Here is a 17,308-nt window from a genome sequence, read left to right as displayed (position 1 = left end):
TTATAATTTAATCTTATAAGACAACAAATTTGAATTTTTGTTAAAATTTTTTAAAATATTGATTTTTAAAATAAAATATTATATATTATTAGTAAATGTTCTATTACTATAATAACACTATTATTTAATATATAAAGGAGTTGTTTTATGAACAAATATAATGCTTGTATTTATGCTAGGCTTTCCAAAGAAGATTTTAAAAACAAAGAAAGCGAAAGCATAACAAATCAAATAAATCTTATAAAAAATTATCTATCCCAAAAAAACGATATTAGTATCAAAATGATAAAAATAGATGATGGTTATTCAGGTAGCAACTTTAAACGCCCTGCTTTTAAAGAGATGATAGAAGAAATTAAAAAAGGGACTATTAATTGCATAGTTGTAAAAGATTTTTCTAGGTTTGGGCGTAACTTTATAGATACTGCTAAATATATTGAAAAAATATTTCCTATGCTAAATGTACGCTTTATAGCTATAAATGATAGTTATGACAGCATAAACGAAAATGAACAAGATAACATTATTGTACCTTTTAAAAATTTAATAAATGATGCATATGTTAAAGATATTTCTTTAAAAGTTAAAAGCCAAAAAAATATGAAAATGAAAAATGGCGAGTTTATAGGCTCTTTTGCTACATATGGATATTTAAAAGACCCAAAAGATAAAACAAAGCTTATTGTAGATGAGACAGTAAAAAATGTTATTGTAGAAATATTTAATTTAAAAATTAAGGGATATAGCTCTCAAGCTATTGCAGATAAATTAAATGCAAAAGGTATTTTATCTCCTATGGAATATAAAAAAAGTATAGGTTTAAACTATGAAACCTCATTTAAGAAAAATGATAAAGCAAAATGGCAAGCATTAACCGTAACACGCATTTTAAAAAATGATATATATACAGGTACACTATCTCAAGGTAAAACAACTACAATAAACCATAAAATAAATTTAGTAGCAAAAAAAGATAAAAAAGATTGGTATGTTATAGAAAACAGTCATACCCCTATACTTGATAAGCAAATTTTTAACACTGTTCAAAGCATACTTTCAAAAGATACAAGAATTTCACCTTATCAAAACACTGTTTTTAAATTTTCTGGAATAGCTGTTTGTGGTGATTGTGGACGCAATATGATTATGAAAAATTGTGGCACTAAAGAAAAACCTAATTATTACCTTATATGCTCTGGTTATAAAAATAAAAGTGGTTGTAATAGCCATATTATAAAATATGATACACTAGATAGCATTGTTTTAAAAACTTTACAGATGTATTTTTCATTGTTTGTAGATGTAGATAATATATTAAATACAATTGATAAAATATCTGATAACAATTCAAAAATATCCACTTTAAAAAATGCTATCTTAGAAAAAGAAATAGAAATAGAAAAATACAAAAATTATAAATTTAAAATATATACAGATTTTAACGAAAATTTAATATCTAAAACTGAATATTTAGATTATAGTCAAAAATATGATGCAGAAATAGAAAAGTTATCCAAAATAGTATTAGATTTAAGCACTGAAATTAAAAATATAAAATGTGGCAATACAGACAGAGAAAAATGGTTAAAAGCTTTTAAAGAACTTAAAAATATCCCTTACTTAGATAGAGCCTTAATTGTTACTCTTTTAAATAAAATTGAAATTTACAACAATGATACCATAGTTATAAAATATCTTTTTGAAAATGAATTTAAGAAAAATGTAGAATTTATAAGAGATTTTGTAGAAGAAAATACTAATCTGAAACCTGTGCTGGAGAGTGTTATGAATGGCTAGGAAAAGTAGGTTTAATATACAAAAAGTAATTGACAATTCTTACAAAGTTGCATTTTATATAAGAATATCAGTTTTAGATGATGAAAGCAATTCTATTGAAAATCAACAAATATTACTAAATAACTTTATAAAAAACAATACTTATTTTAAACTAATAAATACATATATAGATAATGGTATAACAGGCACTAGCTTTAACAGAGAACAATTTAAAAATTTAATAAATGATATTAAATTAAACAAAATAAACTGTGTTATTGTAAAAGATCTATCTAGGTTTGGGCGAAATTACATTGAAACAGGACAGTATTTAGAAGAAATATTACCTAAGCTAAATGTTCGTTTTATTGCAGTAAATGATAATTATGATAGCATTAATCTTGATTGTACTCATATTTTAAATTTACATATAAAAAATATTATAAATGATATGTATGCTAAAGATATTTCTAAAAAGATTTGTACTAGCCTTAAAACTAAACAATTAAATGGAGATTTTATTGGTAGTGTTGCTTGTTTTGGATATAAAAAATCTAAAGATAATAAATATAAGCTAGAAATAGACGACTATGCTAGTGATATAGTAAAAAAAATTTTTTCTTTAAGGCTAGATGGCAAAAGCTATCTAGCTATTGCTAAACAATTAAATAGCTTAAATATCCCCTGCCCTAACAAATATAAATTTGATAATAAAATTTTATTTGATGAAAAATATAAAAATTGCTTGTGGACAGAAAGTACAATCAAGAAAATATTAAAAAATCAAACTTATCTAGGACATACAATTCAAGGTACTAAAAGAAAACAGCTATATAACAACAAAAACATTAAAAGTGTACCAAAAGATGAACAAATAATAGTTTACAATACACATACCCCTATTATAGATGAAGATACTTTTTTAAAGGTGGAACAAATGAATAAATTAAACAAAGAAAAATATGCAAATTCTGAAAGTAATTTAACAAAAAAATCTAACAATTTATATAAAAATATATTAAAATGCGGTGAGTGTGGCTCTAGATTATATTTAACAAATAAGTATTATAAATGTAGCAAAAACAAAGTGGCTAAAGATTTATGTTGTTTTGATAAAATTTCTAAAGATGAACTAGATAATGTTATTTTTAACTCACTAAAAACTCAAATAAATGTATTGCTTGATAAAAATAAAATTAAGATAAATAATGAAAATTTATCCACTTGTTTAGAAAATATTAAAAATATAGATAAAGAAATTAATAAAATACCTTTACTTTATGAAAAACTATATAATGATTATCTTAAAAAACTTTTAACAGAAAGTGAATATTTAGATTTTAGGCAAAAATATATAGAAAAAGAAGATTTATTACTAAAAGAAAAACAAAATTTACAGCAACAATATGAAGATTTACAAAAAAATAGCATAGACAAACTAGAAAGATTTATAAAATTTGAAGATAAGGAATTTTTTAACCAACAATTAATACAGATGTTAATAAAAAGCATATACATATATAAAGACAATTTAATTAAAATAAATTTTTCATTTAAAGGAGAATTATGAACATAGCTATTTATTTAAGAATTTCTAGAGAAGATGAAAATTTAACAGAAAGTGATAGTATTTCAAACCAACGACAGTATTTACATAACTTTATAAAATCAAATGATTTTACATACGAAAATATTTTTGAATATATTGATGACGGTAAATCTGGAACAAATTTAAAAAGAAAAGGAATAACTAACATTTTAGATGATGTTAAAAAAGGTAAAATAAACTGTATAATCGTAAAAGATTTATCTAGGTTTGGACGTAACTACATAGAAACAACAGAATATATAGAAAATATCTTTCCCCTTTTAAATGTTCGTTTTATTGCCGTTAATGACAATTTTGATAGTGCTAATGATGATTTTAACAGTTATTTTAATCTTAATTTTAAAAATATAATATATAGTTACTATAGTAAAGATATTTCTAAAAAAATAAAAACTGCACAAATTAGCAAAGCTAAAACAGGTAAAATTCCTACTTCTTCTAATCCTTATGGGTATGTTGTTTCAAAAACAGATAAATATAAATTTGATATAGATACAAACACATATAAAATTGTACAAGATATTTTTAATATGGCTTGTGAAGATAAAAATCTAACGCAAATAGCAAAAATACTAAACGATAAAAATATACCTACCCCTTTAGAATATAAAATGAGTATGGGCAAGGTTAATAAGCTTGGAAAATGTAAGGGAAAAATGTTTTGGAAAAGCCTTACCGTTAGAAATATATTAAAAAATGATGTTTATATTGGCAAAAGAACTTATGGTAAAACAGAAATTAAAGAAGTTGGGAGCAAAAACTATAAAAACATTGATAAAAATAACTGGGTTGTTTTTGAAAATCATCACCCTGCTATTATTTCTGAGGATTTATTTTATGATGCACAAAAAGTATTTAAAAATAATAAAACAAGAACAATAAAAGAAAATTTATTTAAAGGTATTTTAAAATGTGGCTATTGTGGTTATGATTTACAAAAAATAAATAATTCTAGTATTAAATATACTTGCAATACAGTTAGATATACTAACCAATATGGTTGTAAATATTTTATGATTGAAGAAGAATATTTGAAAAAAGTTGTTTTAAATGAAATACATAAAAATTTTGAAATTAAAAAAAATAAAAATGATACTCATAAAAATAATATTGATGAACAATTAAAAATTATAAAATTACAAAAAGAAAAACTTTATACAAGTTATTTAAAAGAAGAAATATGTAAAAAAATGTATATAGAAGAAAAACAAAAACTTAATATAAAAGAAGATAAAATTTTAGAACATACGAGTAAAGAAAATATTAATTGTTTTGATAATAAGGGTGAACTAACAAGAGAATTTTTGGAAAAGTATGTAAAATCGGTAGTTGTTTTTCAAGAGAATGTTAAAGTAAATACCATATAGTTTATAATAACCACCATATCATCTAAGTGATATGGTGGCTATTATAACAATTAATATGCAACTTATCATTTAGAATTATAAATAGGTTTTTAATTTTTATATCCAAAATATTTAATAGTACCTGTTTGTAAATGTATATTATAAAAAACTTAATCATTTAAATTATTTCATAATTTAGACACAATGCATTCATCATACCAATTATGCGGTGGAACTGAAGATTTAAATCCTTGTTCAAATACTTTATATAAATCTTTATATTTATTTTTATTTTGGATTATTTTCTTTAATTGTAATGTTTGTAGTGGTATAATTTTCATTCCTAGAACATTTTTAGAGTAGTCTTTATTGTCATAATAAGGCATATTTTTTCTCCCTCTAAAATCTGCTATAACATTTATATTTAAAAAATTAGTAATAAATATACAATAGCTATTTAAGTTTCCAGTACGAATTAAATGTTGTCCTAAATGCCTTGAAACAGGTTCCATTTCCATTCTTCGTTGATTTGTACTATCTGAAAGAGTAGCTTCTATCAACAAAGTATGTTCAGGATAATTTTCTGTTTTTGAATATTCATATACAATATCAGCTTCTCCACCACTAGCGTGTGTTTTAGGTAATAAATCAGCATCAAGTGAAAGTTTCATATAATCAAGAATTTTGCCTTCTTTCTCACTTATTTTATACCACAAAATACCTAGCACATACTCAAAAATAGTAGGAATATCTGCATTATCCGTTACCATAGCTCTAATTTCATTATCATTTCTCATTTCGAAATGATTTAAAAGCGTAATTATATTCTCATCAGTGAATTTAGTATCAATAAGATGATGTAATCTTTTATATCTATTATCATCTAATACTAAATGAGCTTCATCAAGTGTTTTGACAGATGCACTAAGTTCTTTATTTATACCTTTTATAATCTCTACTTCATCAAATATTAGAGAAGAACATATGTGTTTTATAGAACAATCTTTTGTAAGTATTTCCGATTTCCTATATGCTTGTAAGTAAAGTTCAGACATTGCACATTTAAAGAAATATTTAGGAACGATATCTAATTTTACAACATTATCTTCAAATAGAATTATATCTGTTGTTTTTATGTATCTTCGATTAAGATCAATATAATCTGATAATGTAGCTTTAGCCTTAAATAAATGCATAATTTTAAAAAAAGCTATTTTAAATTCCTCTTCGCTATTAATATTATCAAAAATTGTAGCATTTTTATATTTTTTAGGCTGTTTTTTTATAGCATTTTCTGAAGAAGTATTAAAAAGATAACTACGCCACCATTTTCCTATTTTAATATCCTTTGTCACTAAATAAACTAAAGGTATTATATCATCATTTCTATTGATATACATATCATAAAGATTATTATATAATTTAAAGTATACTTTATCATAGTTTCTACTTTTTCTATTAAGTCCTATTTCGCATAACAATTCTTCAGTAATATCACTTGTAAGCAATAATTCTAATGCACTAGAATAGTTATCCATTTTTATTAATCTATTAATTATTATTTCATCTATTGAAGTTTCATTTTTTCTAATACTTCGTATACCTTCAATAATTTGTTCTGTATATACTTCATTTGTACAAAGTGGCAATAAATATGTAAACTCATCTAGTGTTAATTTTTCCACCTTTAAAAGTACATATATCAAAACAATAAAAGGACGAACAAAATCTCCATTTATTTCGTTACAGCTTTTAAGAAGTTGCTTTAAATAAATATAACTATCTTTTGCTATTCCAAAATTATTATTAATAGAAAAATCATTTGATTTACTAATATTTAATAAATTTAATCCTGCTTCTGTAAGCATTCTATTTTCGGTAATCAATCCTATATCTACCAAACCAGATGTTTTTTCTCTAGCATCTTTTGATTTATTTTTTGCGTTACCTTCTATAAATTGTTTTTCTTTTATAAAATCATAATATCTAGACTGTAATTCTGTATTTCCAGACCAAATTTCACTTTCATTTTGTTTGATACTCCAAAATTCATTTAAAAGAGCAAGTTGTTGTTCTATAGTTTTGTTAAAATTTTTTGTTCTAAAGCTAGTCGTTCCTAAGCTCCAACAAAAACTTTTATAAGGTATTTTAACAGCCATAATTACCTCCTTAATAGTTTATAATCAATACTTCTTCTGTTACAGAAGACTTGTCTTTAATCTGATAATTAGAGTTAGAATAACTATAATTTAAATATATAACTCTATAAATATCTAGATTTTTGTTGATCCATTCTATTAATAAATGATTTTCTTTACCTTTACTTCTAATAACATTTGAAAGGGCAAATCGTATATTTTTTTCATTTAATTTATCCAAAAATGAGAGCAGCTCTTTTTCTGTATCTTCACTCCAACCACCTTGCTCATTATATGTAGCACAAGTAATTAAATATGGTGGATCTACATAAACAAAATCATCAAAACTAAGCATAGAAATATCAAACTCTCTAAAATCTTTACACATAAAAATACAGTTTTGTGATTTTAATGCGTCTATAAAATCGGATAACTTATTCTTCATTTTTAAATTAAAATCTCGTTTTCCTACAGGTAAATTAAACTCTCCTTTACTATTAAATCTTATTTGATTATTAAAAGAATAAACAATTATAACATATAGCAAAATATAATAATAATAATCTTTATTTATATAATTGTTAAAATCATCTCTTAATTTTAAAAACCCTTCTCTATTATAACTGCCCAAGCCTTTACTACTTTCGCAACCATAATAATCATATCCATTTTTACTTACAAGCGATAGATTGTACTTTTCAATTATTTCGTAAATCCATTCAAAAGTAGATTCTTTGTCTAAGTTTTTAAATGTATTGTATAAGTAACACAAGTTTTTATTTAAGTCATTGTATATAATTTTATTTGCGTTTATATTAATACCTACATTACAGCCACCACAAAATAAATCTACAAATGTATTAATATTTTTGGGGAAGTAAGGAAGTATTTGTGGCAATAATTTGAATTTACCACCTGTATAATTTAAAGGCGATTGTATCATATTATTTTACCTCACTAAAACAAGTGCATAAAAATAATCTTTCTGCATTATTTTGAATATTAGATTTGCCTGCTGAAAATGCTTTATAACTTTCTGAAAAAATTTTAACATCACCTTTATTTTTTAAAATTCTCATAATATCTTCGTCAGAAATTTTTGCATTAGATCTATCATTACCCTTATTGGACATATTGTTATAAGAAAAAACAATGTATTTTGACTTGATATTTTTTATTAAATCTTCAAATACATTTGTAGCATCTTTAGTGCAATATTTACTTTTTATATTATCTCTATTCATTTTTCTAGCAACACCATATACCTCTGGTTTTTCCCAACGAGCAACATTTTCAAGTAAATGATACGCATCGCAATACTGACGAGAATTATAGGGAGGATCTATATATACTAAATCAACAGAAATATCCCTAACAAGCTCATTCGCATCTTTATTAAAACATTTATTTTCTAATCTATTTTCAATTTTTGCTAATAGTACAGATAGCTCAATAGTTGATGTAAATTCTACCCCTTTTCTATAAGCATCGTAATGCCCACAAGTTTTTGCTATTTTATCCATTGCATATAGTAAAGAAGTTAATAAAATCGCTCTTTCTCGTTCATTAATCTTTTTTAATTTATAGTTCCTTTCTATATCTTCTCGTATAAATCCAATTTTTGAACAATCATTATAACTAAAATATGTATCTGCAAATTTTTTTGTCATATAGTTATCATCAAAATTTGATATAGCGTTATAATAAACAATGTAATCAATTATCAATTTAGGATCATAACTTTGAGGACTAAACCAAGCCAAATTACAAATAAAGTTGCTATACATTAAATCATTAGTAATAATTGTCTTATTTGTAAAAGCAGAAGCTACTGCACCTGTTCCAGCAAATATATCAGCAACAGACTCAATTTTTCCACATTCTTCATTAATAACTTTTGTTATAAAAGGTAATAATTTATACTTATTACCTAAATATCTACGATTATTTATCAATGATGTTTTATACAGTTTATTAGATACTGTTGCTATAATCATCACCTTCTTTCTTTTTTATATTTTATATATCGTTTTAAAACTTATTATTTTTAGTATTTAAAATATAAAATAAATTTTAATATTTATTCTTAATTTAAAACAATATATATTATATTATTTTACATAGTTATTGTCAATGAGTAAGATTTTTAATACAATTTATACTAATTAATAGTATTTATTAAAACTCTACTTTTATTTGAAGTAAAAAAACAAAGATAGTAATGTTTTGTACTACTATCTTTGTTAAAAATCAATTTTTAATATTTGTAAATTAGTTTATAATCACTAATAAATACGAAATGATAATGGCGGAGTGTTTTCTGTAACAATACCTATATTTTTCATATTCATACAAATAGCTTTCACAACTTCACTATGAGGGTGATCGTAACTATTTTTCTTACCAGCAGATATAATAAAAAATGACAGTTTTTAAATTTTAATAATTTGTCGCTAAAATTACCTTTTGAAACGTGATGTGGCACTTGTAAAATATCGATATCATCAATATATACTCCGTATGACTAAATTAATTGATTCATATTCTTTACTTTTTTACAATCACAATCTCCTGTGTATAAGCATCCACTAGGCAAAAATTTATATTTCCATTAAACAAATTTTTACAACATACTCTTATATTTGTATATTACCTAAACTTGTAATATTTATTTACGGATAACAAAGTCATAGAATTTGCGTTTATATCACAAGCTATATTTTGGTATATTTTTTACTTTTAGGCTTAAAGTATTCCAGAGACTGCAATCTCTTATATCCAATAATTCTTCTATATTATTAATATTAAATTCATAAATTTTTTCTTTCATTTCTTTGCAAAATTCTCTACTTCTATCCTCGTGTCAAAAATTATGTACAATATATTGCCAATCAAGGTATTTACAACTTGGATCAATCCCACTTAATGCTGAAACACTCTTTATGAGGCTACTAACATCTTCTCCAGAATTAATAATTTCAAAACCATCTTCTCTATTTTCTTCTATATTCCCTTCCTCATTTTCGTTCATATACAATATTTACATAATTTTTACAAAAATAAAATGTTTCTAAATAAAAAGCACCTTGTCCTACAGGTAAAAATTTTCTTTCTAAACACATTAATCTTATCCTACTTAATATCATTAAATTTAATCTAAATTTTTAATATTATTATTTATTAAAATATCTTTTCTAAATTCATTAATAATAACAATTAATCTATAATTAAGTTTTACAGCAAACGCAATTACCGGTACTATAAATAATAATGCAATAATAGTAATACAAAATTATTTATTAATGTTAAAATTAGTACCCATATAACACTTATAGCTATAGGAAATAATAAAAATGGCAGATTGTCAAGCAAGTGCAGTGCACTTCAAAAGTAGAAGCTTTAAACAATGCAATTAAAGTTTTAAAAAGAATAGGTTTTGGATTTTATAATTTTGAACATTTAACTAAAAGAGTGTTGCTTAAACATAATTTAATTTTGGGCTAGTAGTCATTTGGCCTCAAAAATTTTTTTGACGCCAAATGACTACTTTAATTTTTTCGGAATTTTATCAACGCTATTTGACAAAGAGCCATAATATCCAAACTACTATTTAATTTTAAAATTTATATAACTTTGATTAAATTTATAATATAGTTTAAATATAACCTTTCCAAGATGATAAAATATGTTCAAAAACATATTGTGGTTCTCCTTGAATAATATTTTTATCTATATTATCTAAAGTTGATTTGCCTAAATCTATCATATAATCACTAATTTTTGCAATAAACTCTATATTATGCTCAATTAAAATAATAGTTGCACCTTTATTTTTTAAATCAAATAAAACTTCAACTAATTTATCTATATCATTATCATTTAATCCACAAATTGGTTCATCTAATATATATATTTATGTCATATCATTTATCTCCTAATATTTTTGATAGTCTAATTCGTTGAGATTCTCCTCCAGATAAATTCATAGTCATTTGTCCTAAACTTAAATATCCAACTCCTAACTTTTTTATAATATCAAGCTTATTATATATATATCATCTTTAAATATTTCTAATATATTATTTATTGAATTATCTAATATATCATTTATGTTAAAACCTTTGTATTTTATTTTTAATATATTTTCATTAAATCTTTCCCCATTACATTTTTCACATAATATATATGTATCTGCAAAATATTGTGAAACTACCTTTACTTTTACTGTACCTTCGCATTCCTCACATCTTCCACCTTTTACATTAATACTGAAATAAGAGCTTTTTAACTTTAAATTTTTAGCTTGTTCACAATTTGCAAATAATTCTCTAATTCTATCATATATACCTAAATATGAAACAATCATAGATCTTGAATTTTTACCTATAGGAGATTGATTTATTGAGTGAATTTTATTTATATTCCCTTCAATTTTATCACAGTATATATTTTTTTATACTTAATACAATTGTATATTACCTCTGATAAGCTACTTTTACCAGAACCAGAAACTCCTGTAATTGAACTAATTCTGCCAATAGGAAGATATATGTCTTTGTTTTTTATATTCCTAAAATTTATATTTTCAAATTTAATAAATCTATCATATCCAGTAATCTATTTAAACTCTATATTATATGTATATTTTTTTGTGGTTTATGTTTAGATACTAGATATCCTCCTTTTTCTCCACCTTCATATCCTAGTTCAAAAATGTTATCTGATTCATAAATATATTCTTTATTATGTTCTATAGATATCACAGTATTTCCATTATATATTAATTTTTTTGTATATAAAATTACATTTTTAATATCTTTATTATGAAGACCTTTGCAAGGTTCATCTAAAATATAGACTAACCCTTTTAATGAACAATTTAACTGATTTACAATTCGTATTCTTTGGAATTCTCCTCCAGATAGAGTTGTAACACTTCTACTTAATGATAAATATTCTAAATTAAATTCTAATAAATTATTTATTCTTTTATATATTTCTTCAAATAAACCTTTAATAGTATCTATTATATTGCTATTACTATATGCGTTTATCACTTCTTTTTTCCATATATAAATTTGTGATACTTGCATATTTTCAATTTCTGCTATATTTTTACCACATATTAATTTAGATAATATATCTTTATTAAGTTTTAACCCATTACAATTAGAACAAGGGTTTTTTCTAAAAATTTAGATATTTTAAGAAAAGTTGACGGTTTTTTAATATTTTTTAACATACCGTTAAGTTCTGGTATAACACCTTTTTCATTAAATGTAACTTTTCTGTATTTACCAGTAGATTTTTTGATATTCAAATCAAATTTTATTTTATCTTCTCTATATAAAATATTATATTTTTCTTGTTCTGTTAGCTCATTAATACTTTTATTAATATCTATGTTATAAAGCTCACAAATTTTCATTAATGATTTATATTCAAATGATAATTGTGAACCTTTATAATAAATAATTGCACCATCTTTTAAAGATTTGTCTTTATCTGGCATTATTAAATCTTCAGAAATAACATATTCTTCGCCTGTCCCTTCGCATTTTTTACAACAACCTAACGGACTATTAAAAGAAAATTTACTTTCTGCATATTTTTCATTTGACTCATAACCAATTACCAAACTGTATAAACCTCTTAAAAAATAAGATATTTCTGTAAATGTGCCAACTGTGGATCTAGGATTAAAATTATAGCTTGTTTGTGTTAAACTTATTACTGGTCTAAGATTTTTTATTTTTTTAACTTTTGGTTTGTTTGCTATTTTTTTTATATATAAGCTATCTGACACACTTTGAATAAAATTCCTTTGGCTTTCAGCATAAATTACATCATATACTAAAGAAGATTTTCCACACCCAGATACACCTACAATACAATTAAAGCTATTTATAGTAATTTCTAAATCTATGTTTTTTAAATTATTTTGATATGCACCCTCTATTATTATATTTTCCATTTGTACTACAACACTCACAATCTTCAAGTTTTTCAAATTTATTATACTCCATATCCATAGTATAAATATTAAATTCTCCTCTTCTGTTTATATTAGAAGGTTTTATACTTTTAGATAAGATTTTAATACAATCCATACCTATCATACTTGCTATAATTGAACACATTGGACCAAAGCTGCCTATTTTTCTATTTTTTACGGTAAGTTTTTTTACTTTGTTTTTATCTACTTTGTTTATTTCTTGTAATTGTTTTTCAAAACATCTAACACAAGCCGTTTCTTTAGGTATTATTGTTTGTCCAATTAACGATAAATGTAAATTATATCCCCCACCTACAATATGAGGTATATCTCTTTTCATACAGTATTCACCTATTATCCTAGATGTTGTGTCTACATTAGGTTGACCTGCACAATTTATAACTAAATCAATTTCATAGTCATCTAATAGATTTGCCGTATCCTTATCCAAAATTTGATATATCTTTTTAACATTAATATTATCATTATACTCTACAAGCTTTTTGTTGATAGCATCTATTTTGTACGAACCTACACAATTCTCTTTATATCCAAATTGTCTGTGTAAATTGGTTATATCTACAACATCATTGTCCATTAAAATTAAATTTTCTACTCCCGATTGAGCTAAATTACAAGATACCCAAGAGCCAACTGCACCAAGCCCTATAATTAAAACATTAGAATTAGTAATATTATTCCACATATTAACTAAATGTTCGTGGTTTTCAGAAAAATCATTTAAAAATTGTATAACTCTTCTATAACTTTTATAATTTTTAAAATCTTCTTTAGGTTCAACATTGTCAAGTATACCTTTACTTTCTAAAAATAACATTAGTTTTTCTAAGTCATTTTTATCTATTTGATATTTTTCTGATAACTCGTCTATTGTTTTAATTTTTCCATTAAGCTCTGTAATAACATTTAGTATGGTGTCATCTTCTACTGAAATTCTAACTTGTTGTCTTGTATTAGTTTTAAAAAACTCTAAAATATTATCACTGATTTTAACAACAGATACTGTAGATCTTATTTTTAGATTCATATATTAAACATTTCTTTATCCACAAATTAAACAGTTAGCATCTCTTTTCACATTTAAATATGTTAATTCCATACTGTCAAATAACATTTCTCCTCTTGTTTTATAGTTATTTTTATCTTGCATATCTATTAATCCACATATGTATTTAATAATTTCTATAGTTGCAAAAGACGCTGAAAATAAAGACATAGAGGATATACCTCCTATCTGCATACTTCTATCTTCTACTGGATGTTTTTTTGGTTTCCAACCTTTTAATTTTTCCCCAAAATAAGTTGCGTAACAATCTACACAAGGTGTTATCCCTGGTATTATTATTTCCCCAGTACTTGCTAGATGTGCATCAAATCCACCTACTATATAATGTGCTTTTTTATATTTAATACACATTCTTGATATTTTGCAAGATGTATAACCTATGTACGGTTCATCTAATGTATTCACAATAAAGTCATTATTAGATATTATATTTTCTATATTTGTTTTAGTATTCATTTTTTCATCTACAGTCGTTATATTAACTCTATTATCTATATCTTGTAGTGTTTGTTTTAATACTTCAGATTTAGATTTTTTAAAATTTTTATTATTAAAATAAATATGGCGAGAAACATCTGATTGATCTACTATATCATAATCATACAAAATGATATTTCTAGCACCAGCCATAACAAGTTGGCACGCTATAACTCCACCTATAGCCCCACATCCAAATATAACAATTTTGCTATCCATTAATTTTTTTTGAGCTTGTAATGCTAATTCTTCACTTTGTAAAAATTCACTAAAATAATTTATCTGCCTGTCATATCTTTTAATATCATCGCACCCAATAATATTTGTATTAAAATTTACTTTTGTTATTATTTTTTGATTTTCTAAATGAGTTAATATTGATTTGACTTCATCATCATCTACATTATAGTTGTCTTTCATTAATTTACATATTTGATAGGTAGTTGTTTTTCCATCTATCATTTCTAACAATTTAATTAGTTCATTATTTACTTTAAATGATTTTCTTTTTCTTGTATTCATATAATAGGCTATTATTATGAGAATTTTCGTTCAAAAATAAATCTACAGAATCCTTTATTTTGTATACTGTTGAACTCATTTTTTATTTCTCCTTTATACTTTGTCTAATAGATATATATTCTCCATATTTATTTACAATTATAGAATCTATTAATTCTATATCAAATAAATTACATATTATAACTATATTTTTTGTCAGTCTAATGTCTAAATAAGTTATATTTAGTATTCCACTAGGATGATTATGTGCAACAATAATTTTTTCAGCATTAGATAATAACGAAATTTTAAAAAGTTGTGCTAAAGATATTTTAACCCTTTCAGAATCACCTATAGCAATATTATAATAATTAAGAATTTCTCCTCTTTTATTCATACATATTAGTGCTACGATTTCAATGTTACTTCTGCTTATTTGTTCTATAAAAATCTTTATAGCAATTTCTAAACTATCTATTGTATTATGAAGATGTTTTAAATTAATTTTGTTTTTTTAGCAATTTCTACTTGTACGATATCTATATTTATACTCATAATCTAACTCCTATAAAAAACTGATATCTATAATATAGATATCAGCAATAATTAAAAAAATATTAATATTGGATTACTCCACCTTCAATTTCTAAGAATTTACCCCAAACATCAATATCATCATCGTCATCTCGTGTACAAACTCTAGTACAACAGTCAGACCTAGCACCAGAACATTCAGCAGTATAATCTGCAAAAAAGTCATTATTACTAATTTCTTCAAATTGGATTTTTTTCATTTTATATCTTCCTTTCATAAGTTTTATACAATAATACTACTACTATATATTACATAATATGTCAATATATTTTATAGTTAATCCCACGACAAACGCATGAATGTTTCTATTTTAACATACGATAATTTGTCAAATCTTTAAGCTACTTATATAATATCTATATTCTTTTTTCTCTCCCTTTTCATTATGTATTGTTTTTTCTTCCATTCCAATACTTTTTAGCCCTTTCAATCTTTTTTACTCCCAATCCATTTTATCGTTTTGTTAAGTTAAATGAAAATTGAGATCTTAAACTCCTTATGGTATAATGGTTTTGCGAAAAACTAAATACCTCCCTAAAAAATTAGAGAAAGGAATACAAGATCTCATGAATAATATTATACCTATTTGTTGTTCAAAATGCAACTAAATATGGCAAAGATAAATTTAGCAATTGTTAAAATGTCAAACATAGGTTACACTTAAAAGATTTTTAACAAAGATAAGGATAAATACTATTGTCATATCTTTGTTTTTTGTATTAATATAGTAAATTTATATATTTTAAATTATAAATAAGTATTGTTCTACTACTTGATTAGGTGATTTAAATCCTAAACAAGTTTTTATATAATTATTTGATTTTAATTGATATTTAGTTAGTTGTTTTCTTCCCTCTGTCAAATCAAACATTTTTAAATGTTTGTAAAATATTTCGCTATCCTGTCTATGTTGACGTTCTACTTTACCATTATGTCGTGGTGTTGCTATTCTTGTTCTTGTGTCCTTTATATCTAGATTATCTAATATGGTTTCAAACATTGTTTTTCCTTGATGTTTTCTTTGTAAATTGGTAAATTCAACACCATTATCTGTTTGTATTTCTCTTATATCAAAAGGTGCTTTTCTTATTAATTCTAAACATAAATAAATATGATGTATAAGTAGATTTTTCTTCATACATTTGTCTATAACACCACCTTACTGCACTCATCTATTGCCGAATATTGATAATATATAATTATCCTTTATTTTTTATTTAATCTAATAGTATATTAACATTTTTTTACAAATTATTCAATATTTTTTTCATTATCTTAATAAAAATATAAAATATTCAATTTATTATTCTAATATTTAAATCAGCTATGTTAATAATTTAAAGATCATTAACAGTATACTAAATCTTCATCCACTTCACTAATAAAAATTAATATATCAAAATATTATAACTTATAAATATTATACCCCTTATAACAATACTTTGTATCTATACCTTTTATATAAATTCACTTAACATTTATTTTATCTGTTAGAACTTCTTTTTATTGCAAGTAAATAATCATTTTTATCTATTCTACCTCAATCTACAACCATTTTAATTTCTTTTTTTAATATAAAATCAAGGAAAATACGAGTGACTCTGCCATTACCTTATCTAAAATGGTATGCTATGTTCATTTCAACATGTTTTTCTATAATTTCATCAAAATTAGATTGTAGCATATTATCTATATAATTTAATGATTGTTCTAGATACATAAGTGGATCAAATCTAAAATTTCCTTTTGATATATTTATATCTCTTATTTTACCTACAAAAAAA

General features: G+C 23.6%; 16 protein-coding genes and 1 pseudogene. 4 read left to right on the top strand and 13 right to left on the bottom strand.

Annotated features, from left to right (window positions below):
* The first annotated feature begins 147 nt into the window (after positions 1-147).
* Genes R5Z65_RS07755 through R5Z65_RS07745 form a run of 3 tightly spaced genes read left to right on the top strand, consistent with a single transcriptional unit; the run spans position 148 to position 4,752 of the window.
* Entirely contained in the window at positions 148-1,797 is a 1,650-nt protein-coding gene (locus tag R5Z65_RS07755; protein WP_317368325.1) for a recombinase family protein, read from the top strand.
* The gene (locus R5Z65_RS07750; protein WP_317368324.1) at positions 1,790-3,346 is read left to right on the top strand and encodes a recombinase family protein; all 1,557 of its coding nucleotides are present in this window, start codon (positions 1,790-1,792) and stop codon (positions 3,344-3,346) included. The genes R5Z65_RS07755 and R5Z65_RS07750 overlap by 8 nt, the downstream gene beginning before the upstream one ends.
* Positions 3,343-4,752 (top strand): recombinase family protein, encoded by a 1,410-nt coding sequence (locus R5Z65_RS07745; protein ID WP_317368323.1) that lies wholly within the window; start codon positions 3,343-3,345, stop codon positions 4,750-4,752. Before R5Z65_RS07750 ends, R5Z65_RS07745 begins: the two co-directional genes overlap by 4 nt.
* 167 nt (positions 4,753-4,919) lie before the next feature.
* Here the strand turns inward: R5Z65_RS07745 and R5Z65_RS07740 are convergent, their stop codons facing one another.
* The 4 genes from R5Z65_RS07740 to R5Z65_RS07725 form a co-directional block, all read right to left on the bottom strand.
* Positions 4,920-6,890, bottom strand: coding sequence for an AlwI family type II restriction endonuclease (locus R5Z65_RS07740; RefSeq protein WP_317368322.1), 1,971 nt, complete (start codon positions 6,888-6,890; stop codon positions 4,920-4,922).
* A gap of 10 nt (positions 6,891-6,900) precedes the next feature.
* On the bottom strand, positions 6,901-7,812 hold the full coding sequence (locus R5Z65_RS07735; protein WP_317368321.1) for a Dam family site-specific DNA-(adenine-N6)-methyltransferase: 912 nt from the start codon (positions 7,810-7,812) through the stop codon (positions 6,901-6,903).
* Between the two features lies 1 nt (position 7,813).
* The gene (locus tag R5Z65_RS07730) at positions 7,814-8,824 is read right to left on the bottom strand and encodes a DNA adenine methylase (RefSeq protein ID WP_317368320.1); all 1,011 of its coding nucleotides are present in this window, start codon (positions 8,822-8,824) and stop codon (positions 7,814-7,816) included.
* Positions 8,825-9,732: 908 nt separating this feature from the next.
* On the bottom strand, positions 9,733-9,900 hold the full coding sequence (locus R5Z65_RS07725; protein ID WP_317368318.1) for a hypothetical protein: 168 nt from the start codon (positions 9,898-9,900) through the stop codon (positions 9,733-9,735).
* 341 nt (positions 9,901-10,241) lie between these two features.
* On the opposite strand from R5Z65_RS07725, the gene R5Z65_RS10220 reads away from it, so the two are divergent.
* Positions 10,242-10,373: a transposase gene (locus tag R5Z65_RS10220; RefSeq protein ID WP_369124030.1), complete on the top strand. Its 132-nt coding sequence runs from the start codon at positions 10,242-10,244 to the stop codon at positions 10,371-10,373.
* Between the two features lie 523 nt (positions 10,374-10,896).
* On the opposite strand, the gene R5Z65_RS07720 is transcribed toward R5Z65_RS10220, so the two are convergent.
* The 9 genes and pseudogenes from R5Z65_RS07720 to R5Z65_RS07680 form a co-directional block, all read right to left on the bottom strand.
* Positions 10,897-11,235: a hypothetical protein gene (locus tag R5Z65_RS07720; RefSeq protein WP_317368317.1), complete on the bottom strand. Its 339-nt coding sequence runs from the start codon at positions 11,233-11,235 to the stop codon at positions 10,897-10,899.
* A gap of 262 nt (positions 11,236-11,497) precedes the next feature.
* Entirely contained in the window at positions 11,498-11,962 is a 465-nt protein-coding gene (locus tag R5Z65_RS07715) for a hypothetical protein (RefSeq protein ID WP_317368316.1), read from the bottom strand.
* A 62-nt stretch (positions 11,963-12,024) separates the two neighbouring features.
* Entirely contained in the window at positions 12,025-12,843 is an 819-nt protein-coding gene (locus R5Z65_RS07710) for a hypothetical protein (RefSeq protein WP_317368314.1), read from the bottom strand.
* Positions 12,806-13,912, bottom strand: coding sequence for a ThiF family adenylyltransferase (locus R5Z65_RS07705; protein ID WP_317368312.1), 1,107 nt, complete (start codon positions 13,910-13,912; stop codon positions 12,806-12,808). Before R5Z65_RS07705 ends, R5Z65_RS07710 begins: the two co-directional genes overlap by 38 nt.
* A gap of 15 nt (positions 13,913-13,927) precedes the next feature.
* Positions 13,928-14,950, bottom strand: coding sequence for a ThiF family adenylyltransferase (locus R5Z65_RS07700; RefSeq protein ID WP_317368310.1), 1,023 nt, complete (start codon positions 14,948-14,950; stop codon positions 13,928-13,930).
* An 82-nt stretch (positions 14,951-15,032) separates the two neighbouring features.
* Entirely contained in the window at positions 15,033-15,392 is a 360-nt protein-coding gene (locus R5Z65_RS07695; RefSeq protein ID WP_317368326.1) for a JAB domain-containing protein, read from the bottom strand.
* A 154-nt stretch (positions 15,393-15,546) separates the two neighbouring features.
* Positions 15,547-15,723 (bottom strand): hypothetical protein, encoded by a 177-nt coding sequence (locus tag R5Z65_RS07690; protein ID WP_317368309.1) that lies wholly within the window; start codon positions 15,721-15,723, stop codon positions 15,547-15,549.
* Positions 15,724-16,266: 543 nt separating this feature from the next.
* Positions 16,267-16,662, bottom strand: a complete 396-nt coding sequence (locus R5Z65_RS07685) for a hypothetical protein (protein ID WP_317368307.1) — start codon at positions 16,660-16,662, stop codon at positions 16,267-16,269.
* A 266-nt stretch (positions 16,663-16,928) separates the two neighbouring features.
* Positions 16,929-17,308: pseudogene (locus tag R5Z65_RS07680) on the bottom strand (Fic family protein); the annotation flags it as partial.

Origin of the sequence: uncultured Tyzzerella sp. (assembly GCF_963558545.1) — a bacterium.
GTDB lineage: Bacteria > Bacillota > Clostridia > Lachnospirales > CAG-274 > Tyzzerella.
This window is presented reverse-complemented; position numbering and strand designations above follow the sequence as displayed.